19 protein-coding genes and 2 tRNA genes are annotated in these 20,825 nt (G+C 67.5%); 12 read left to right on the top strand and 9 right to left on the bottom strand.

Annotated features, from left to right (window positions below; translation table 11 throughout):
- Positions 1-4 precede the first annotated feature (4 nt).
- Positions 5-1,009, bottom strand: a complete 1,005-nt coding sequence (locus ASF63_RS03550) for a TerC/Alx family metal homeostasis membrane protein (protein WP_056509632.1) — start codon at positions 1,007-1,009, stop codon at positions 5-7.
- 192 nt (positions 1,010-1,201) lie between these two features.
- Here ASF63_RS03550 and ASF63_RS03545 point away from each other — a divergent pair, with 192 nt between their 5' ends.
- The 6 genes from ASF63_RS03545 to ASF63_RS03520 all read left to right on the top strand — a co-directional run bounded on the left by ASF63_RS03545 (position 1,202) and on the right by ASF63_RS03520 (position 6,829).
- The gene (locus tag ASF63_RS03545) at positions 1,202-1,843 is read left to right on the top strand and encodes a TIGR00645 family protein (protein ID WP_235560681.1); all 642 of its coding nucleotides are present in this window, start codon (positions 1,202-1,204) and stop codon (positions 1,841-1,843) included.
- Positions 1,844-1,903: 60 nt separating this feature from the next.
- Entirely contained in the window at positions 1,904-2,461 is a 558-nt protein-coding gene (locus tag ASF63_RS03540) for an RNA polymerase sigma factor (RefSeq protein ID WP_056509631.1), read from the top strand.
- Positions 2,458-3,552, top strand: coding sequence for a DUF4349 domain-containing protein (locus ASF63_RS03535; RefSeq protein WP_056509621.1), 1,095 nt, complete (start codon positions 2,458-2,460; stop codon positions 3,550-3,552). Before ASF63_RS03540 ends, ASF63_RS03535 begins: the two co-directional genes overlap by 4 nt.
- Positions 3,553-3,665: 113 nt before the next feature.
- A complete protein-coding gene (locus tag ASF63_RS03530; protein WP_056509619.1) occupies positions 3,666-4,214 on the top strand; it encodes an ArsR/SmtB family transcription factor in 549 nt (182 codons plus the stop codon).
- A complete protein-coding gene (locus ASF63_RS03525; RefSeq protein ID WP_056509615.1) occupies positions 4,211-5,452 on the top strand; it encodes an MFS transporter in 1,242 nt (413 codons plus the stop codon). Before ASF63_RS03530 ends, ASF63_RS03525 begins: the two co-directional genes overlap by 4 nt.
- Before the next feature lie 57 nt (positions 5,453-5,509).
- Complete coding sequence (locus tag ASF63_RS03520) at positions 5,510-6,829, top strand: acyltransferase family protein (protein ID WP_056509609.1); 1,320 nt, start codon at positions 5,510-5,512, stop codon at positions 6,827-6,829.
- An 88-nt stretch (positions 6,830-6,917) separates the two neighbouring features.
- On the opposite strand, the gene ASF63_RS03515 is transcribed toward ASF63_RS03520, so the two are convergent.
- Positions 6,918-6,990 (bottom strand) — tRNA-Glu (locus tag ASF63_RS03515).
- Positions 6,991-7,143: 153 nt separating this feature from the next.
- Here ASF63_RS03515 and ASF63_RS03510 point away from each other — a divergent pair.
- Both ASF63_RS03510 and ASF63_RS03505 read left to right on the top strand, forming a co-directional pair.
- Positions 7,144-7,782 carry an MBL fold metallo-hydrolase gene (locus ASF63_RS03510; RefSeq protein WP_056509607.1) on the top strand — a complete coding sequence of 213 codons (639 nt, stop codon included), beginning with the start codon at positions 7,144-7,146 and terminating at the stop codon, positions 7,780-7,782.
- 2 nt (positions 7,783-7,784) lie between these two features.
- Positions 7,785-8,663 (top strand): aminoglycoside phosphotransferase family protein, encoded by an 879-nt coding sequence (locus tag ASF63_RS03505; protein WP_056509604.1) that lies wholly within the window; start codon positions 7,785-7,787, stop codon positions 8,661-8,663.
- Here ASF63_RS03505 and pepN read toward each other — a convergent pair.
- Positions 8,630-11,143, bottom strand: coding sequence for an aminopeptidase N (gene pepN, locus ASF63_RS03500; RefSeq protein ID WP_056510209.1), 2,514 nt, complete (start codon positions 11,141-11,143; stop codon positions 8,630-8,632). The two genes, ASF63_RS03505 and pepN, sit on opposite strands and share 34 nt — an antisense overlap.
- 88 nt (positions 11,144-11,231) lie before the next feature.
- Between pepN and ASF63_RS03495 the strand changes: the two genes are divergently transcribed.
- Positions 11,232-11,678, top strand: a complete 447-nt coding sequence (locus ASF63_RS03495) for a MarR family winged helix-turn-helix transcriptional regulator (RefSeq protein WP_082477802.1) — start codon at positions 11,232-11,234, stop codon at positions 11,676-11,678.
- A 35-nt stretch (positions 11,679-11,713) separates the two neighbouring features.
- Positions 11,714-12,571, top strand: coding sequence for a 3-hydroxyacyl-CoA dehydrogenase (locus ASF63_RS03490; RefSeq protein ID WP_200933961.1), 858 nt, complete (start codon positions 11,714-11,716; stop codon positions 12,569-12,571).
- A 7-nt stretch (positions 12,572-12,578) separates the two neighbouring features.
- On the opposite strand, the gene ASF63_RS03485 is transcribed toward ASF63_RS03490, so the two are convergent.
- Positions 12,579-13,538: a DNA topoisomerase IB gene (locus ASF63_RS03485; protein ID WP_056509595.1), complete on the bottom strand. Its 960-nt coding sequence runs from the start codon at positions 13,536-13,538 to the stop codon at positions 12,579-12,581.
- 160 nt (positions 13,539-13,698) lie between these two features.
- On the opposite strand from ASF63_RS03485, the gene ASF63_RS03480 reads away from it, so the two are divergent.
- Entirely contained in the window at positions 13,699-14,616 is a 918-nt protein-coding gene (locus tag ASF63_RS03480; protein ID WP_157534219.1) for a hypothetical protein, read from the top strand.
- A gap of 52 nt (positions 14,617-14,668) precedes the next feature.
- Here the strand turns inward: ASF63_RS03480 and ASF63_RS03475 are convergent.
- Together ASF63_RS03475 and gltX are read right to left on the bottom strand one after the other, a co-directional pair.
- Positions 14,669-14,740 (bottom strand) — tRNA-Gln (locus ASF63_RS03475).
- Positions 14,741-14,923: 183 nt separating this feature from the next.
- Positions 14,924-16,429: a glutamate--tRNA ligase gene (gene gltX / locus ASF63_RS03470; RefSeq protein ID WP_056509590.1), complete on the bottom strand. Its 1,506-nt coding sequence runs from the start codon at positions 16,427-16,429 to the stop codon at positions 14,924-14,926.
- 197 nt (positions 16,430-16,626) lie between these two features.
- Here gltX and ASF63_RS03465 point away from each other — a divergent pair, with 197 nt between their 5' ends.
- The gene (locus ASF63_RS03465) at positions 16,627-17,886 is read left to right on the top strand and encodes an acyl-CoA dehydrogenase family protein (protein ID WP_235560680.1); all 1,260 of its coding nucleotides are present in this window, start codon (positions 16,627-16,629) and stop codon (positions 17,884-17,886) included.
- A 113-nt stretch (positions 17,887-17,999) separates the two neighbouring features.
- Here the strand turns inward: ASF63_RS03465 and ASF63_RS03460 are convergent, their stop codons facing one another.
- The 3 genes from ASF63_RS03460 to ASF63_RS03450 form a co-directional block, all read right to left on the bottom strand.
- Positions 18,000-18,689, bottom strand: a complete 690-nt coding sequence (locus ASF63_RS03460) for a class I SAM-dependent methyltransferase (protein ID WP_235560679.1) — start codon at positions 18,687-18,689, stop codon at positions 18,000-18,002.
- Between the two features lie 71 nt (positions 18,690-18,760).
- The gene (locus tag ASF63_RS03455; protein WP_056509584.1) at positions 18,761-20,020 is read right to left on the bottom strand and encodes an MFS transporter; all 1,260 of its coding nucleotides are present in this window, start codon (positions 20,018-20,020) and stop codon (positions 18,761-18,763) included.
- The gene (locus ASF63_RS03450) at positions 20,017-20,793 is read right to left on the bottom strand and encodes a fumarylacetoacetate hydrolase family protein (protein ID WP_056509583.1); all 777 of its coding nucleotides are present in this window, start codon (positions 20,791-20,793) and stop codon (positions 20,017-20,019) included. Before ASF63_RS03450 ends, ASF63_RS03455 begins: the two co-directional genes overlap by 4 nt.
- Between the last annotated feature and the right edge of the window lie 32 nt (positions 20,794-20,825).

The following is a 20,825-nucleotide window of genomic DNA, read 5'->3' as shown; positions in this document are numbered from 1 at the left end:
GCCGCTACTCGACGATCGCCGCCTTCTTCGCAGAGGACTTCTCGCGCGATGCCGCTATGAGGCTCGCCACGGTCGCGACCGTCATCGACACGACGATGACACCGAGAGAGACGAGGTTGTCGATCTCGGGCACCCACTCGACGTGCTCACCGCCGTTGATGAACGGCAGCTCGTTCTCATGCAGCGCGTGAAGGATGAGCTTGATGCCGATGAAGCCGAGGATCACCGCGATGCCGTAGTGCAGGTAGCGCAGGCGGTCGAGCAGGTCGCCCAGCAGGAAGTAGAGCTGGCGGAGACCCATCAGGGCGAAGATGTTCGCCGCGAAGACGAGGAATCCGTTGGTCGTGATCTCGAAGATCGCCGGGATCGAGTCGATCGCGAAGATCAGGTCGGTGACGCCGATCGTGATGAACACGATGACCATCGGCGTCCACATGCGCTTGCCGTCGACCGTCGTGCGGAGCTTGGACCCGTCGTACTCCTCGCTGATGTCGATGCGGCGGCGCAGCAGACGCACGATGAAGTTCTCGCGCTTGATGTCGTCTTCGTGCTCCCCTTCCGGCATCGCCTGCTTGATCGCGGTGTAGATGAGGAAGGCGCCGAAGATGTAGAAGATCGGCGAGAAGTGCTCGATGACTGCCACGCCGACGAGGATGAACGCGCCACGCAGCACGAGCGCGATGATGATGCCCACCATCAGCACTTGCTGCTGCAGGCGCCGCGGCACGGCGAACTGCGCCATGATCAGCACGAACACGAACAGGTTGTCGATCGAGAGACTGTATTCCAGGGCCCATCCGGTGATGAAGTCACCTGCGTTGCGCCATCCCGCCACATTGCCGAGAAGCACCGCGAAGAGGAGTGCGAGAGCGACGTAGAACACGACCCACAGCGTCGACTCCTTGGTCGAGGGGATATGCGGGCGGAGTCGGATCAGGAGCAGGTCGCCGATCAGGATGATCGTGAGCACGATCATCGAGGTGATCTCGAACCAGACAGGAATGTCCACGGGTGCTCTGCACCTTTCGGGAGGAGTCGGAAGGGGTCGGAAAAATGCCGAAAGTCTCTCCCACGCACGGAATGCGTCGCACGACCGGAGCAGCGGTGACGGTGCTCGTGATGACGGTGGATGCGCTTGCGGGATACTCCCTCTCGCGTGACCGATTGTAGCGGAGCGAACGCGGCATGGTGGAATGGTGGCGTGACCGCGACTCCCCCCTCCCCTGCCGCAGAACACGGCATCGCTCCCCTCGATACTCCGCCCCGCAATCCGTGGGCGCGGTCGATCGGATCGCTCATCTTCGTCAGCCGGTGGCTGCAGGCCCCGCTGTACATCGGCCTGATCGTCGCCCAGCTCGTCTACGTCGTCGTCTTCATGGTGGAGCTCTGGCATCTGATCGAAGGTGTCATCAGCGACATCTCGCATCTCGACGAGGCTGTCATCATGCTCGCCGTGCTGGGCCTGATCGACGTCGTGATGATCGCGAACCTGCTCATCATGGTCATCATCGGCGGTTACGAGACGTTCGTCTCGCGGATCAACGTCGACGGACATCCCGATCAGCCGGAATGGCTGTCGCATGTCAACGCCAACGTCCTCAAGGTCAAGCTCGCGATGGCCATCATCGGGATCTCCTCGATCCACCTGCTCAAGACCTTCATCGAGGTCGGGGGCATGAGCGAGAGCGGGATCAGCACGGACGGCGAGAAGTACACCCCGACCGGCGTCCTCTGGCAGGTCGTCATCCACATGGTGTTCATCGTCTCGGCGGTCGCGCTGGCGTGGATCGACCGCATGTCGCAGCAGACGCTCGCGAAGGCGCACGCCGCGCCCGCACACTGATCTGAGACGATGGGGCATCCGTCGACACTTCCCAGGTGAGAGACACCGAACGGAAACAGGATGCCCGTGCAGACGAGTGATCAGAAATGGGTGGCGCAGGCCGCGACAGGTGACGAGAGCGCCTTCCGCGAGCTGTACCGCTCACATGTCCGACCGGTCTACTGGATCGCCCACGGCCTGCTCGGCTCACCCGCCGACGCCGAGGATGTGACCCAGGAGACGTTCGTCACCGCGTGGCGCAAGATGCCGGGGCTCGAGCTGCAGAGCGAGTCCCTGCTGCCGTGGCTCGCGACGATCTGCCGATTCCAGGCCGCGAACCGGCTGCGACAGCGCAGACGCGACCAGGCGAACACGACGGACGCCGTCGATGACACCATCCCCTCGACGGTCAGCGTCGAGGAGCAGGTGATCACCGCAGCCCTGGCAGCGCGGATCGCGGCAGAGGTCGGCACCCTGAGCGATCTGGACCGCGAGATCTTCCGCCTCTGCGCCGCAGAGGGGTACGCCTACCAGGCCGCGGCCGAGGAGCTGGGCGTGAGCCACGCGATCGTCCGGAACCGTCTCTCCCGAGTCCGCACCCGACTGCGCGGTGCCGTGAAGGAAGCGAGCGACGCATGAACGACAAGAACACCTCCGACGACCTCCCCGAGCTCTCGGATGCTGCGGTGACCCGCATCGAACGCGCGGTCTTCGCGGAGATCGCGACCGAGCGCCCCCGCGAGACCCCCTCCGCCGCCCGCTCGCGAGCGCGCCGCCGCCGCTGGCTGACAGGCACCGGGATAGCTGCTGCGTTCGTCGTGGGCGTCCTGGTCACTCCACCGATCCTCGGCATCGTGGGCGGCAGCGCGATGAGCACCGCGGAAGGCGGAGGAATGCCCGCCGGCGTCGCCTTGGAGGACTCGCGGTCCGGATCCGTCGATCAGAGCGCGCCCGGAACCGCATCCGACTCGGCGGAATCATCGAGCCTTGTGCCGGGCGCCGTCGACGACACCGACCGCGAGATCATCGCCACCGCGAACGCCACGGTGCAGGTGAAGGACATCGGGGACGCCGCCGCCGCGATCTCCGCACTCGCCGAGTCTCGCGGCGGTTATGTCGAGAGCACCGAGATCGGGCAGAGCGTCGCCATAGACGGCACCTCGGAGCCTGCGCCCTCCGACCCCGGGTACGGCTGGATCAGCATCCGCGTGCCCTCGGCCGATCTCGCCGCCGTCATCGACGAACTCGCCGATTCGGGCGAAGTGCTCTCCTCGTCGATCTCGAAGCAGGATGTCACCTCCACGGCGATCGACCTGCGTGCGCGCGTGGATGCCACCAGGGCATCTGTGCAGCGACTCACCGAGCTGATGTCGCAGACCGGGACGGTCGCGGAGCTCATCGAGGCCGAGGTCGCGCTCACGGATCGCCAGGCCCAGCTCGAGTCCTACGAGCAGCAGCTCGCCTCGCTCGACGACCAGGTCGCCATGTCGAGCCTGCAGGTGCAGCTGACCCGCACCACGCCAGCGACGACAGCCGATCCGGCCGGCTTCGCAGACGGCCTCCTCGCCGGCTGGAACGGCCTCGTGGTGTCGTTGAACGCGCTGGTCGTGGCAGTCGGCTTCATCCTGCCGTGGCTCGCTGTCGCCGGAGCGGTCGTGCTGGTGATCTGGCTCATCCGGCGCGCACGGCGCACTCGTCGGGCAGTCGGTGAACCGCCTGCGGAGGGCTGAGTCGCATCCGCGGAAAGGGCCGCCGCTCCCATTCTGTGGCGGCCCTTTCGTTGTTTTTCCGCGGTATACAAGAACTCTTGTGGGATTTCGTCACCGGTTCTACCGTTGCGTCCATGGAAGACATCTCGGTGATCACGGCGGTGCACCACCCTCTGCGACGCCGCATCTACGACTACCTGCTGCTCTACGGCACCTCGCAGGTCACCACGCTCGCACGATCGCTCGGGAGCCAGGTCGGGAGCATCAGCCACCACCTGAGGATGCTCGAACGAGCCGGGCTCGTCGAACGCGTCGAAGACCCCTCCGGCGACCGTCGTACCAGCTGGTGGAAGCTCGCTCGCCGTGGACTCACCTGGTCGGCTGAGGACTACGCCGACTCCCCCGCAGACGCTCTGCTGGCACGCGAGGCGCAGCGGCAGGGGATCCGGATGCAGATCGATCGTCTTCAGCGGTGGCAGCGACGCCATGGTGACCCCGCCTACGCCGCGTACGACGCCTCGAACACCGAGTCGACCGCGTGGGCGTCTCCTGACGAACTCCGTGATCTGAGTGCGCGCCTTCTGCGCACGATGGAGGAGTGGCGGGCGTCCGTCGACCTCGAGGACGGGCAGGAGCGCACGCCGATCTTCTTCTTCGCGCATGCGTTCCCGACGACGCCATGAGCGCCACAACCGAACCCGTGCAGCTGTCGGCGCCGCCACCGTTCCGACGCGACCGCCGTGTGCACGCCTGGATCGGCGTCAAGGCGCTCTCCGACGCCGGGGATGCCCTGTGGACCATCGCTCTCGCTTGGACGGCCGTGCAGACGGCCTCGCCCGCGGTCGCCGGGCTCATCGTCGCCGCCGGCACGATCCCCCGGGCGATCGTCCTGCTCTTCGGCGGTGTGATCGCCGACCGCTCCGATGCCCGGCGGGTGATGATGCTCTTCACCGTGCTGAGAGTCGGCGTGCTGGTCTCCGTGGCCGTCTGGGTCGTCGCGACCCCGCCGACCGTCGGCGTGCTGCTGTTCGCGGCGATCGCCTTCGGAGTCTGCGACGCGTTCTACGAGCCTTCGGCCGGAACCGTCGCCCGCCAGCTCGTACGCCCGGGTGATCTCCCTTCCTACGGTGCGCTCGCCCAGACCGTGTCGCGCCTCGGCACCATGGCCGGCGCGGCGATCGGCGGCGTGCTCGTCGCCTACACGGGGCTCGTGGGCAGCGCGGCCGTCAACGCCCTCACATTCAGTCTCGTCATCGCCTTCATCGCGATCTGGCTCCGGCCGCGCTTCCTGCTCGCCCGTGCGGCGAAGGAGTCCACCCTGCACGGCATCGCCCGCGGATTCACCCATCTCGGCAGCCACCCGACGACCCGCACCCTCGTCATCGCGCTCTCCGGACTCAACCTCGCTGTCGGTCCAGCGGTGGGGATCGGGCTCGCGCTGCGCGCGCACGACGAGGGGTGGGGCGCCCAGGCTGTGGGACTGTTCGAGGCGCTGCTCGGACTGGGTGCGGCGCTCGGCGCCGTCTCGGTCGTGAAGTGGCGACCGCGAAGAGAGGCGTTCGCAGGCTTCTGGGCGCTCGTCGTGCAGGGAGCAGGGATCATCGCGCTCGGCTGGGGACCGGCGTGGACGGTCGCGACAGCGGCCTTCGTCATCGGCGCGACCGCGGGGTACGCCTCGGTGCTCCTGAGCGCCACATTCTCAGCCACGGTCGACACCGCCTACCTCGGCCGGATGGGCTCGATCACCCGTCTCGGAGACGACTGTCTCATGCCCGTCGCCATGGCGGGATTCGGTCTGCTCGCCTCGATCACGGCGGTCTGGGTGCCGTTCGCTCTCTTCGGCGGCACGATGATGGCGCTCATGGTTCTGCCGCTGAGCAACCGCACGTTCCGGCAGCTCACCCTCTCGCCGACGACCTGACCTCACGCCTGCGGTCGCTCCCGTCGACAGCCTCCCGTCACCGCTAGAGTCATCGGCATGAGCAGCGCCGCCACCGACTCGACGACCCGCACCGTCCCTGCGGGTCGCGATCTGACCCTCGATCTGGCGCGGGTCGTCTGCGTCGTCCTGGTCGTCTTCGTGCACATCCTGTTCACGGGTGTCGGGCGAGCGCCGGATGGAACGCTGCTGATCGAGCGCACCGTCGAAGCGCAGTCCTGGTTCACTGCGGCGTCCTGGATCGCGAACATCATGCCGCTGTTCTTCGTGGTCGGCGGATACGCGGCCCGTGCGGGATGGCGATCGGCGTCGGCACGCGGAGACTCCGCGGAGGACTTCGTGCGCGTGCGCCTCCTGCGACTCGCGCGCCCCGCGCTCCCGCTGTTCGTCTTCTTCACCGTCGTTCTCGGCGCCACGCGGTTGATCGGAGTCGACCCCGCCCTCGTCGACACGGTCGCGATCGGCGTCGGCTCTCCGCTCTGGTTCCTCGCCGCGTACATGATCGTCCAGGCGCTCGCTCCGGCGATGATGCGACTGCACGAGCAGTACGGCGCCTGGGTGCTTCTCGGCCTCTTGGCGGGCGCCGTGCTCGTGGACACGTTCCGGTTCACGGTCATCGGCGGGTTCCTCGGCATCCAGCCTGTCGCCGGAACGGGCTACGGTCTCGGCCAGGAGCTCTTCGGCATCCCGAACATCGTGTTCGTCTGGCTGTTCGCGCAGCAGATCGGGTTCTTCCTGTTCGACGGCTGGTTCGGCGCGCGCCGCTGGTGGCAGCTGATGCTGCTCATCGGCGCCGGCTACGCGGCACTCTGGGGCCTCGTCTCGATGGGCGGCTACTCGTGGAACATGCTCGGCAACCAGTGGCCTCCGACCACAGCCATGGTCATGCTCGCCGTCATCCAGGCCGCCGCCCTCACGCTGCTGCACGCACCCCTGACGGCGCTCATGAGGCATCGAACGGCCCAGGGCGTGGTCTTCCTGATCGGCTCACGACTCATGACCATCTACCTGTGGCATCTGCCGATGATCATGGTGCTGATCGGCATCCAGCTCGCACTCCCCTTCCCGCTCCCGGCACCGGGAAGCGCTGTCTGGTGGTGGACTCGACCGCTGTTCCTCATCGTCGTCCTCGCCGCCGTTTGGGTGCTGTCGCTCTGGCTGATCCGGTTCGAGAAGGCTCCGGCCGCGGGCCCGGCTCGTTTCTCGTCCAAGGCCGCTGTGGTCGCCGCGGTGCTGGTGTTCATCGCGCCGATCATCGCCATCACCGCGTACGGCCTCGACTTCCCGCTCGCCGCGATCGCGCTCGGGTGCACCGCTCTCGCGCTGTGGCTGACGGGGGCACGCCGGAACGCGGCGTGACCTTCCCGCGGGCGAGGATACGCCCTGAGTACCATGCGCAGGGATACGACGAAAGCCCTCGGAGAACCGAGGGCTTTCGTGTGTTGTGTGACCCCAGCGGGATTCGAACCCGCGTTACCGCCGTGAGAGGGCAGCGTACTAGGCCGCTATACGATGGGGCCTTCTGGCGGAACGTTTCCGTGCCGCGACAACTGTTCAAGTATGCCACGACGATTCTCGCGTCGCCAAATCGAGCCCGACCCTGCTCGATTCCCGGGCGTGGCGCGTCCGCTCGACGGTTTGCCAGGGACGCCGCGAAGGAGTTGACTCATCCCATGCGCGTCACGAAATTCGAACATGCCGCTCTTCGCATCCAGCAGGGCGATGACATACTCCTCATCGATCCGGGTTCGTTCACGGCTCCTCTGAACGATCTCGCCGGCCTCGTCGCCGTCGTCATCACCCACGAGCATCCGGATCACTGGACCCCAGAGCACCTCGACCGCATCCTGCGCGCGGCTCCCGGTACGCCGATCTACGCGCCGGCCGGCGTCGCGCGCGCGGCCGAGGGCTACGAGATCTCGATGGTCGCACCGGGCGATACCGTGGAGGTCGGAGCGTTCTCGCTGCGCTTCTTCGGCGGCACGCACGAAGTGATCCACTCCTCGCTCCCGACCGTCGAGAACGTCGGGGTGCTGGTGAACGATGAGTTCTACTACCCCGGAGACTCCTACGCCGTGCCCGAGGGGATCGAGGTCGGCACCCTCGCCGCTCCCCTCGGCGCTCCGTGGCTGAAGATCGGTGAGGCGATGGACTACGTCCTTGCCGTGAAGCCGCGTCGCGCGTTCGGCACGCACGACATGACGCTCTCCGTGGCAGGCAAGACGATGCACCGTCAACGACTGCAGTGGGCGACCGAACAGGGCGGCGGCGAGTTCTCGGTGCTCGAGCCGGGCGAGTCGCTCGACATCTGAGCATGGCCGACTCCCCCTCGGCCGAATACTCTCTCGACGAGGACGGCCTGCGCACGCTGCTTCGCACCGCGGCGCCGCAGCTGGCCGATCGTCCGCTCAGTCTCCTCGCCGAAGGATGGGACAACGCGATGTGGCGACTGGGTGCGGACCTCGTCGTGCGGCTGCCCAGGCGCGCTCTCGCAGTGCCGCTCATCACGAACGAGCAGCACGCCCTGCCCGAGATCGGGCCGGCGCTGGCGGCGCTCGGCATCCGGACTCCTGTCCCCGTGCTCGCCGGAATGCCGAACGACGTCTTCCCCCGGCCGTGGTCGGTGATCCCCTGGATCGACGGGTCGAACGCGCTCACGTCGTCGCGGGTCGAGAACTCCTCCTGGGCGCCACGGCTCGCCGAGGCGCTTCGGGTCCTGCACGCTCCGGCCCCTGACGACGCCCCACTCAATCCCGTGCGCGGTCGAGAGCTGGCCACACGCGATGGCGCCATGCGCCCTCGCCTCGATGCCCTCTCGAACCGGTCGGCGCTGCGCGCGGCCTGGGACGAAGGACTGGCAGCCGCGCCGAGTTGCGAACGGGTCTGGATCCACGGGGACCTCCACCCCGGCAACATCCTGGTTCACGAGGGCTCGCTCGCGGCACTCATCGACTTCGGCGACGTCACCGTCGGCGACCCCGCCTACGACCTCGCGTCGGCATGGATGCTGTTCGATGTGTCGGGGCGCGAGGTGTTCCGGGCTGCGACAGGCTCTCGGTACGACGACGCGACATGGGTGCGCGCGCGAGCGTGGGCCGCCTACATCGCGCTCGTGCTGCTGACGCAGAGCGACGACCGACCCGACCACTTCGCCGTGGGTCAGAGCACCGCCGATGAGCTCGAGTCCGACTGAGCTTGCGCTGCCCGCACTCTAAGATCCCGCGCGAGGTGATCGCGCTGCTCGACGAGGATCCGTCGCAGAGCCGCGGGAGCCGACGAATTGCCGGCGATCCAGGCATCCACCGACTCGAGGCTCGGCGCAGCCGGGAACAACCCCACAACCAGGCGCCGGGCCAGCTCGATGCTCCGCTCCGACCAGGCGTCGCCGATCCTTGCGAAGTACTCGTCGTCGAAGCCCGCGATCAGGTCGCGTCGTCCGCCTGCACGGAATCCGCTGATGACCGCGTCGAGATGATCGTTGCTGAGCGACTCGTCGTTCCACGCCTGCCCCCAGGCCTCGGCGCGCACGGCGGCGTCCGGGACCGATGCGAGGGCGCGGCGCGCGGCGGTACGGCCGCTCCCGGTGTCATCGGCCTGCTGCTCCGCCTCGATCTCCTCCACGCCGGCATGACCCGTCGTCACGAGAGCGGTCAGCAACTGCCACCGGAGGTCCGGGTCGACGACGAGCCCGTCGGGCCTCTCCCCGTCGAGGATCGCGCGGATGTCCCGGGAACGTGCGTCATCGAAGGCGGAGGCCGCCGCAAGGGCGCGTGCCCACGAGAGCTGCGCATCACTGCCGGAATCCGCTGACTGGAGTGCGCTCCACGCCGCCTCCACCCACTGCCTCTGCTCGTGCGCCCGGTTCTCGTCGGCGACGTAGTGCCGGATCGCGAAGAGAGCGTTCGCGAGCACTCCACTCAGGAGACCGATGTTCGACTCGTGAGGCGCGTGCGCGCGCACGATCGACGTGTACCGGGTCGCCGCGAGCTCTCCGTCCCTGGTGGCGTTCCAGAGAGACGACCAGATGACCGCTCGCGCGAGCGGATCCTCGACGGCGGAGAGCGAGTTCTGCACGGTCGTCAGCGATGCCTCATCGAGGCGCACCTTGGCGTAGGTGAGGTCGTCGTCGTTGAGCAGCACGAGGGCAGCGTCGGGCAGCTCCACCGGAGTGTGCTCGTCGTGGATGTCGAGCGCGATCTGGTCACGGCGCACGACGCGGCCGTCGATGTCGTCGTACAGTCCGATGCGCAGGCGATGAGGGCGCGGATCGGACTGCACGAGCACGGATGCTCCATCTGCATCCTTCTCGATCCAGAGCGTCGAGACGCCGGTGGTCTGCAGCCAGGCGCGCGACCACCCGGACATGTCACGACCGGACACCGCACTGAGCTGCACGAGGAAGTCGTCGAGTGTCGTGTTCCCGAACGCGTTCCGGGCGAAGTACCTGCGAGCACCGTCGAAGAACGCGTCATCGCCGACGAAGGCGACCAGCTGCTTGAGCACCGCTGCACCCTTGGCGTAGGTGATCCCGTCGAAGTTCAGTTTGGCCGCTTCGAGATCCGAGATGTCGGCGACGATCGGGTGGGTGGTCGGCAATTGGTCCTGTTGGTACGCCCAGGCTTTGCGGTTGGCGGCGAACTTCACCCAGGCGTCGTGGAAGCGCGTCGCGACTGCGGACGCGTGCGAACCCATGTAGTCGGCGAAGGACTCCTTGAGCCAGAGGTCGTCCCACCACTTCATGGTCACGAGGTCGCCGAACCACATATGGGCCATCTCGTGCAGGATCGTGTTCGCCCGAGCCGCCCGCTGGGCGTCCGTCGCAGCACCTCGAGAGAGATACGCCTCGGTGAAGGTGACGAGACCCGGGTTCTCCATCGCACCGAGGTTGTACTCGGGGACGAAGATCTGGTCGTACTTGCCCCAGGGATACGGGTACGCGAAAGCATCCGTGAAGAAGTCCAGGCCCTGACGCGTGATCTCGAGGATCTCGTCGGACTCGAGGTACTGCGCGAGCGACTGTCGCGCGAACACGCCGAGCGCGATGCGCTGATCATCACGCGCCCACTCCCCCTCGACTCGGGCATACGGCCCGGCCGCCACGGAGGTGATGTAGCTCGAGATCGGCAGCGTCGGGGCGAACTCGACGCGCTGCACCCCGACGCCGGCATCGACGGCAGCGGCGGACTGGTTCGAGAGAACCTCCCACCCTGCCGGCGCGTCGATCACGAACGTGTAGGGAGCCTTGATGTCCGGCTGCTCGAAGCACGCCATCACACGCCGCGAGTCGGCGGGCTCGTACTGCGTGTAGAGATAGGTGCGGTCATCGACAGGATCGTGGAAACGGTGCAGCCCCTCACCCGACCGACTGTAGGCCCCGACCGCCTCGACGCGGATCGTGTTCGAGTCCGCGAGATCGCGCACGGCGATCCGGGCCCCGTCGTAGACGACCTCCTGTTCGACGCCGTTGACGACGAGCCGCTCCACGCTCTCGCCGATGAAGTCGAGCCAGGTCGACGAGGTCGTCGATGCGAAGTCGAGCGTCGTGACCGTCGGGAACCCACTGCGAGCCCGCTCGGGCGCTCCGGTCAGATCGAGTTCGACGCGGATGCTGCGAACGGAGATGGCGGCGGATCGCGCCGCGGTCTCCTCTCGCGTGAGGTTGGCGGTGTGCATGTCTCCCATCCTTTCATCCGGCGCCGAAGATCACGCTCCACCGTGCGCCTGCGTTGCATTATGCAACAGACAGGTCTAGGGTTGCAGTATGCAACAAATCGACGAGGCGGACGCACGAGGTCAGGACAGCGCGACGGTGCTGCGGTCCCTGCTGGCGATCACCCGCCGGGGTCTGGTCGATGCCCGGTCCGGCGAGACGCGACTCTCCATCACAGACCAGTCGATCGTGATGGCCATCGCCGATGAGCCGGGCATCCGCTCGACGGACATCGCGCAGATGTTCCGGCTCAACCGTTCGACGGTGTCCCGGCAGTTGTCGTCCCTCATCGCTCTCGGGCTCGTGCAGGAGATGCCTGCGACGGCGGGACGCGGGCGCCCGCTCGCACTCACCCCCGAAGGCGAAGAAGCCTTCCGAGGAACGCTCGACACGCTGCAGCACGTGATCGACACCCATCTCGCGCAGTGGTCGGATGCGGAGGTGTCGTGCTTCGCGCACGACCTGCAGCGCTTCGACCGCGGCGACGCCGCATCATGACCCCGGCCCACAAGGCCATCAGAGAAGGAAGAGAAATGAAGAACATCACCGTTCTCGGCACCGGCGTCCTCGGATCGCAGATCGCGTTCCAGACCGCCTTCCACGGATTCGACGTCGTCGCGTACGACATCGATCAGGCTGCCCTCGACCGCGCAGCCGAGCGCTTCGAAGCGCTCGCGGCGCGCTACGTCGCAGACGGCGCCGAGAACGCGGCTGACGGTGGCGCGCAGACGGCCGTCGGCCGCATCCGCCTCACCTCCGACCTCGCGGATGCCGCTGGCAACGCCGACCTCGTGATCGAGGCCGTCCCGGAGAGCCTGGAGCTCAAGCAGGGCATCTACCGCACGCTCGCGGACGCGGCACCCGCCACGACGATCTTCGCGACGAACTCCTCGACTCTGCTGCCCAGCGCCCTGTCGGAGTCCACCGGACGCCCCGATCGCTTCCTCGCGCTGCACTTCGCGAATGAGATCTGGTCGCACAACACCGCCGAGGTGATGGGCACGCCCGACACCGACCCCGCCGTCTATGAGACGGTCGTGGAGTTCGCCACGCAGATCGGCATGGTCCCGATCCAGATCAAGAAGGAGAAGGCAGGATACCTGCTGAACTCCCTCCTCGTGCCGTTCCTCGAGGCGGGCGCCGAACTCCTCGTCGACGGGATCGCCGAGCCTGAGGCGATCGACGCGACCTGGCGCATCGGCACCGGTGCTCCCGCCGGCCCGTTCGAGATCTACGACATCGTGGGTCTGACCACGGCCTACAACATCTCGCGCATGGGCGGCAAGAAGCAGCAGCGCTTCGCCGATCTGCTCAAGGAGCAGTACATCGACAAAGGCAAGCTCGGCGTCGCCACCGGCGAGGGCTTCTACACCTACCCGCGCGAGAGCTGACCAGTCGTCAGCGTCCGAGCAGCCGGCGGATCGCAGTCTCGGGTGACACGGTGAGATCGAGGGTGCGACCCCGCGCGTAGAGCCGGAACACGCGAGGGTCGATGTAGCTCCCTCGCGCCACCGCGAGGGTGTTGCCGAGCGCCGAGGCCGTGGCCTGCACGGCGAGGCGCTCGGCACGCCGCCTCTCGTTCTTGGTCTCGAGCCGACCGATACGGGCCAGCGCGTCCGCCGCGAGGATGGTGCCGTGCAGCGTGCGGAAGTCCTTCGCAGTGAAGGCGGCTCCCGCCACCTCGCGCAGATAGTCGTTGACCTCGCTCGAGGTCAGGCGCACCCTCCGCCGCCCCTTCCGGTAGGCCAGCAGCGGCGCACGCGGGGATCCGACGGAGAACTCCGACAGGGCCTCGGCCAACGGAGCGTCGGTGATCTCGATCGACGCCAACTGCTTGCTCTTCGCGGGGAAGCTCAGGGCGACCGTGCTTCCGTCTATACGGACGTCGCGGCGCCGAAGCGTGCTGAGGCCACGACTGCCGTGCTTCACGAGGTAGCGTTCCGAACCGATCCGCAGGGCGGCGTCGTCGAGCAGCCGGAAAGACACCGCGAGTGCGCGTCCGCGTGTGAGACCGGACTCCCCGATCGCGCGCGTCACCTTGGCCCTGGCCGCAGGCAGCGCCTCGGCCAGCCGCAGCGCGCGGGCGAACTTGCGCTGATCCCTCCCTGTCCGCCACAGCGGATGGTAGAGATACTGCCGTCTTCCCGCGTCATCGGTGCCGACAGCCTGGATATGCGCCAGCGGATCGGCGGCGATCCAGACATCCGTCCATGCGGGAGGGATCGCGAGGTCATGGATCCGCTCACGATCGGCCTCCGACACCGTCTCATCGCCGGCATCGAGGTAGCGGAAGCCCGACCCCGAACGTCGACGACGGATACCGGGTTCTTCTCCCGGCACGACTCTTCTGAGTGCCATCGGTCTGACTCCTGTCGGCAGTGCGGGCGCGCGTGCGACCACGATGCCGCGACCGACCCGGCGTGTGAAGGGCATGGCGCTGCGGGGACGCGACCTGCTAGGCGAACCCCGCGCGGATTGTCGACCGGTACATAGGTCTGCCATTCTCTTGACTATGACGATGTCACTCGAGGAATTCCGTGAGTCCCTGACCAGAGCAGATCTGCGCGGCGCCCTCGGGTTACAGCTCACCGATGTCGAGGCTCAGCAGGTCGCGGCCGACCCCGCGTCGACGCAGAGCTGGTACTCCTACTGGCTCACCACGATCCCGACTCCCCCGCCGCCTGCGCCCTCGTCCGGCGAGACGCCACCCCCGGCATACGACGCACCGCCTCCCTCGTACAACGCGCCACCCCCGGCATACGACGCACCGCCGCCCGCATACGACGCACCGCCCCCGGCATACGCAGGTGCCCCGACCTCCGAGCAGACCCCCGATCCTGCGTACGCCGCGACTGCTCCGTACCCGGGCTACGAAGGTGCCGCGGGAGCGAGCGCGGTCTACGCCGGCTACGCTTCGGCGCCCGAGGGCGAACCTCGGAAGAAGAGCAAGGTCGGGCTCTGGGTCACACTGTCGATCCTCGGCGCCCTGCTGCTGATCGCTGCCGTCGTGGTCGTCGTCGCCTTCACCACCGCCCGGCACTGGACCAAGACCGACGTCCCCGAGAAGCCGGAGACGTTCCACAGCGAGGAATACGAGACCGGACGCTACGACGTCTCGATGGACGCCGTGAACCCGTGCACGGTCAACCAGGACTGGACCGACTGCACGAACCTCATGGTCGCGACCTACACGGCCGCCTGCGTCGGCGTCGAGCTCACCGAGACGGCCACACTGCTCTGCACCGACTACAGCGGTGCGATCGATGAGATGAAGGCACTGGACGGCGACGGGTACTACGTGGCCACCCTCGGCTCCTACGGCAATCTCACCCGCACACCGGAGATGGACACGCGCCAGGTCTCGAACGACGACTACGAGCCCGCGGTGACCCACGAGGCCGTGTGCTACCTCGAGTTCATCGGAGAGTGCGACTAGGCACTTTCCCGAATACGACAAAACCCCCGCTCTCGCGGGGGTTTTTGTCTTGCTGGGGTACCTGGACTCGAACCAAGAACAACGGAACCAGAAACCGCCGTGTTGCCAATTACACCATACCCCAAGGGCAAAACCGGAGCCTCGCACCGAGAGTCAAGCCTACCCGAGCCTCGGCCCGAATGCCAAAACGCCTCACTCCGTCCGGGCGCGTCGCCCGGGATCGCCACTCCTGCGCGGCACACGCGACCGCGGACGCGAAGAGGGAGAGCACCCGTCGGATGCCCTCCCTCTTCGCTGTCACTCGACCTCAGTTCGCGAGGAACTCCGAAAGAGCACGAAGTCGTCGCAGCGACTCGTCCTTGCCCAGCAGCTCCATCGACTCGAACAGCGGCGGGGAGATCCGCCGGCCGGTGATCGCGACGCGCGGCGGACCGTAGGCGATCCGCGGCTTGAGCTCGAGCTTCTCGACCAGAGCCTCGGCGAGGGCCTCCTGGACCTTCTCCGGAGTGAAGTCGGTCACCGGCTCGAGCGCTGCGACACAGGCGTCGAGCACCTCGGCCGCGTTGGCGGGGAGCCCCTTGAGCGCGTCGGCGTCATAGGACACGTCGTCGGTGAACAGGAAGCCCACCATCCCTGGGACTTCACCCAGCAGCTGTACGCGCTCCTGCACCAGCGGTGCGACGCGGAACGCCATCACGAGCTGCTCGTGCGTGGGCTCGTCGAAGAGTCCTGCGGCCGCGAGGTACGGGATCGTCCGCTCAGCGAAGTCCTTCTCGCCCAGCGTGCGGATGTGGTCGCCGTTGATCGACTCGGCCTTCTTCTGGTCGAAGCGAGCCGGGTTCGGGTTGACGTTGACGATGTCGAATGCCTCGGTGAACTCCTCCAGCGAGAACACGTCGCGGTCGGGACCGATCGACCAGCCCAGAAGGGCGAGGTAGTTGAGCAGCCCCTCGTGGATGAAGCCGCGGTCGCGGTGCAGGAAGAGGTCCGCCTGAGGGTCGCGCTTGGACAGCTTCTTGTTGCCGGTTTCCCCCAGCACCAGCGGCATGTGGGCGAAGCGCGGCACGAACGTGGTGACGCCTGCCTCGATGAGCGCCGCATAGAGCGCGAGCTGACGCGCCGTAGACGGCATCAGGTCTTCTCCGCGGAGCACGTGCGTGATGCCCATGAGGGCGTCGTCGACCGGGTTCACGAAGGTGTACAGCGGGATGCCGTTGGGCCGTACGACCACGAAGTCCGGGAACGACCCGGCCGGGAAGGTCACCTCGTCACGGATGAGGTCGACGTACGTGAGGTCTTCTTCGGGCACGCGGAGTCGAAGCGCAGGCTGACGCCCCTCGGCCCGGAAGGCGGCCTTCTGCTCGTCGGTCAGAGTGCGATCGAAGTTGTCGTAACCGAGCTGCTTCGCACGGCCGGCGGCCTCGTTGCGGGCGTCGATCTCCTCGGCCGTCGAGTAGCTCTCGTAGAGCGCACCGGTGGCGAGCAGCTTGTCGATGACGCCGCGGTAGATGTCATGACGCTCGGACTGCCGATACGGGGCGTGCGGTCCGCCGACCTCGACGCCCTCGTCCCAGTCGATCTTGAGCCACGTGAGCGCGTCGACGAGCTGGCGGAAGCTCTCCTCGCTGTCGCGGGCGGCGTCGGTGTCCTCGATGCGGAACACCATCTTCCCGCCCGTGTGGCGGGCGTAGGCCCAGTTGAAGAGCGCGGTGCGGACCATGCCGACATGCGGCAGTCCGGTCGGCGAGGGGCAGAAGCGGACGCGGACGTCGGCGCCGCTGGCGGTCGTGGTGAGGGGGTGCGGAGTAGCCATATCCCTCCGATTCTAGTTGCCGGTGCGGCACTCCACAGGGGCTCATGGAGGGGGCGGCGAGAGACGCGACCGGGGGTCACTGTGGGTAACAGTCACTCACCCTGGGAAACAACCCGCGTTCCGTCCCGACCTGCTCCTATCGTTGCCGCAACGCCGGAGGACGGGCGAACACCGAACCCACACGGAAAGGCAAGAACGTGACATTCACGAACGCAGCGACGACGGATGCAGTGACAGAAGATCTCGGCGATCGATGGCGGGACGCAGCAAGACCACAGACCAGCGCCGACTGGCTCGACCGCGCACAGGAGGTGGCGGACATCCTCGCCGCGGACGCCATCGACCGTGATCGCGCGAACGCGACGCCACGAGCCGAAGTCAGGCTGTTGAAGGAATCGGGGCTGGTGACACTGTTGGGTCCCCGCGCGCACGGCGGCGCCGGTGAGAGCTGGGACACGGCGTACCGGGTGATCCGCACCGTCGCGAGAGGCGACGGCTCGATCGGTCAGCTGCTCGGCTACCACTACCTGTGGGCATGGGCCGCGCGGCTCGTCGCCACGGACGATCAGATCGCCGCCGTCGAAGAGCTGTACACGACGAACGACTTCCTCTTCGGAGGCGCCGTCAACCCTCGGGATTCCGATCTCGTGATCCGAGAAGACGGCGACGACCTGATCTTCTCCGGACGCAAGTCGTTCTCAACGGGCGGGCAGGTCTCGGACCTCACCGTGCTCGAAGGCATCCTCGAGGGCACCGACACGCACGTGTTCGCCATCGTCCCCACCGCGCAGGAGGGGATCGTGTTCGCGGATGACTGGGACAACCTGGGGCAGCGACTCACGGAGTCAGGCTCGGTCGAGATCCGCGACGTGCGCGTCCCCTGGGCGTCCGCTGCGGGATTCGTCGACAAGGAGTTCCAGCCGCTCACGTACAACACGCTGAACGTCCCGACGATCCAGCTCGTGTTCGCGAATTTCTATCTCGGCATCGCACAGGGGGCTCTCGAGACGGCGTCGGCCTACACGCGCACCACGACGCGCCCCTGGCCCTACGGCGGACACGACAAGCAGCACGCGACGGACGAGTGGTACCTGCTCGAGGGTTATGGCGAGCTCGCGTCGAAGCTGTGGGCCGACGAAGCGCTGCTGGACGCCGTGGGTGCGGAGATCAGTGCCGTGCTGCATGCGCCCCGCGAGGATCTCACGGCGCGGCGACGCGGCGAGATCGCTGTGCGGATCGCAGCGGGAAAGCTCCGGATCGTCGACGACGGCTTGGAGGTCGCCACGAAGGTCTACGAGCTGACAGGGGCACGCGCGTCGGCGAATGCGGTCGGACTCGACATCTTCTGGCGCAACCTGCGCACGCACAGCCTTCATGATCCGATCGCGTACAAGAAGCGCGAGGTCGGGACGTTCGTGCTGAAGAACGAGGTGCCCGAGCCCACCTGGTACACCTGAACGTCGTGATTCTCAGCCCTCGGTGTCGCGCCGGCATGATCCGGACGCGGCACCGAGGATCACGCGCGTCACCGCGGTCGGTCCGCGGTTCTCCGGTTGGCGCCGTTCGGATCTCAGCGGCGCGACCGGAGCGCCACCGCAGCGGAATGCTCCAGCGGCACGCGTCCATCGACGGTCCGCTCGGAGCAGACGGAATCGAACGCCGCTCGGAACGCGGCGCGTTCCGAGCCGTTGAGCGCACGATAGAACTGACCCGCTCCCCCGACACCTCCCTCTGCGGACACCCACAGGGCGTCGGCACCGGCTGACCACGTCCAGGTGATCTCCGACACCCGACTGCCCGTCCAGCCCGCATCGTCCAGCATCCGCGCGAAGCCGTCCACCGTCCGCTCGAAGTCCTGCTCCGGGGGCAGTCGCTCCCCGACCGATGGTGCGAGCCCCGCCCGGTCGCAGACTTCACGCCACAGCCACGTCGGCGAGTTCGTCCAGACTGTCGCCACCACGACGTCGGCCGACACCCGCGCGAGCTCTCGTGCCGCCCTCCGCGGTTCAGCGACGTGATTCAGCACGAAGTTGGCGACGACCGCGTCGAAGACGCCGTCGTGAAACGGCAGCTGCGGCAGCGCACCCTCGACCACGGGGATCCCGGCGTGCTCGCGCACTGCGACCTCTCTCATCGTCGGCTCCGGCTCGCATCCGGTGACGTTCCAGCCCGCGCTCGCGAACGCCGCGGAGAGCGAGCCTGTGCCCGAGCCCACATCGAGCAGGGTGCGCCCACGCGCATCCCCGAGCTCGTTGAGCACGAAGCCTGCGGTCCCGACGCACAATGCAGCGTATGAATCTGCGTACGCGCGCCCCGTACCCGCCCAGTCCTTCATCGGGCTCGGGAGCGAGCGAGAGGCGAGAGCGCGACGATCGCGACCACCAGCACGGATGCTGCGATGCCGAGCCCCGCGTATTGGAAGTTCGACAGGATCACTCCGGCGAGCACCGCACCCGCAGCTGCCGAGAGGCTCATCAGCGAGTCGCTCCTTCCCTGTCGTCGTGTGCGCAGCTCGGGCGCGCTCGATTCGGTGAGCAGCGCCGCTCCGGCGACGGTCGCCGCACTCCATCCCAGGCCGAGCAGGATCAGCGCGACCATCACGCCCCATTCCTGATCGTTCACGAAGACCGCGAAGGCGAGCGCGCCGCCCAGGAGCACCTGTCCCAGCAGCACGACCCGCAACCGCCCCCAGCGGTCCGCGAGGATGCCGAAGAGCGGAGAGAGCGCGTACATGCCGCCGACGTGCAGAGCGATCGTGATGCCGACCAGTGCCGAGACGTCGGCCGGCGTGGGTGCCATGCCCTCGCTGCCGTGCGCCATGTGCGCGAGGTGCACGGGAGTCATCGCCATCACCGATGCCATCACGACGTGCGAGCCGGCGACCGCGAAGATCGCGTACCGAGCCACGACCGGACGATCGATCGACACCTGCCCGGTCACCGCCGCTGCCGCTCTGGCGAGCCCTTGCGCGGCGAGAAGTGGATCGGGCCGCAACGCGATCAGGTAGAGGATGAGCGCAGCGCACTGTGCGACGAAGGAGAACGCGTAGGAGCCGGTCTGCGGCGGCATGCCGATGGCCTCGCCGACGACTTCGCCCGGCCCCAGGAGCAGAGGTCCTGCCACGCCGCCGATGGTCGTCGCCCACACCACGATCGAGAGATCGCGTCCGCGGTGCTGCGGGGCGGCGAGATCCGTCGCGGCGAACCGGGACTGGAGGTTTCCGGCATTGCCCGCGCCGATCATCAGGATGCCCACCAGCAGCAGAGGGAACACGCGTAGCGACGCGGCCAGGATCACCACGGCGATGCCGACCAGCGCGAACAGGTTGCCGAGGGACAGCGCGCGCCGTCTGCCGACCCTGGCGGCCAGACGGGCGAGCGGGATCGCGCACAGCGCCGCACCGAGGGTGACGGACGCCGTGGCAAGGCCCGATAGCGCATCGCTTCCCGAGAGGTCGGCGGCGAGCAGCGCGCCGAGCGACACCGTCGCCCCGAAGGCGATCCCGCCGAGCACCTGTCCGAGCGACAGCACCAGGACGGTGCGTCGCTGGACAGCCGCCTGTCGGGTCGCCGTCAGAGCGACGACGGTCATGATGCGCGCACGGCGTCGCGCACGGTGTTGCGCAGGATCCCCAGTCCGGTGATCTCGACCTCGACGGTGTCGCCGGCGTCGAAGGTTCCGACGCCCGCCGGGGTGCCCGTCAGGATGACGTCGCCGGGGAGCAGGGTGAACACGGCCGACGCATGCTCGATGATCGCCGCGACGGAGTGGATCATGTCGGTCAGCGGCGCCTTCTGGCGAACCTCTCCATTCACCCTGGTCTGGATGGTCGCCTCCGACGGATCGAAGTCCGTGCTGATGGTGGGGCCGAGGGGGCAGAACGTGTCGAAGCCCTTCGCGCGCGACCACTGGCCGTCCTTGCGCTGCAGGTCACGGGCGGTGACGTCATTGGCGATCGTGTAGCCGAGCACGTGGTCGAGAGCGTCCGCCTGCGTCACATTCTTGGCGACCTTGCCGATCACGACGGCGAGCTCGCCCTCGTACTCGGTCTGGTCCGAGATCGATGGACGCACGATCGCATCGCCTGGACCGATCACAGCGGTGTTGGGCTTGAGGAACAGGAGCGGCTCCTCGGGAGCCACTCCCCCCATCTCGGCGGCGTGATCGTGGTAGTTCTTGCCGACGCAGACGATCTTCGAGCGCGGGATCACCGGCGCCAGGATGACCGCGTCCGCGATCGGCACGCGATCGCCCGTCGGCTCGTACCCGGCGAAGAGCGGATCGCCCGAGAGGACGACGAGGTCGGTGTCATCGACGATCCCGAAGAGGATGGCGTCGTCATGGCTGAATCGGGCGATCTTCATGCCACCAGCCTAGCCAGAGTGCGGACGACGGG

Source organism: Microbacterium sp. Leaf320, from assembly GCF_001423485.1.
In the GTDB taxonomy this organism is placed as follows: Bacteria; Actinomycetota; Actinomycetes; order Actinomycetales; family Microbacteriaceae; genus Microbacterium.
The sequence above is the reverse complement of the archived record's forward strand: the minus strand, read 5'-3'. Positions and strand labels throughout refer to the sequence as shown.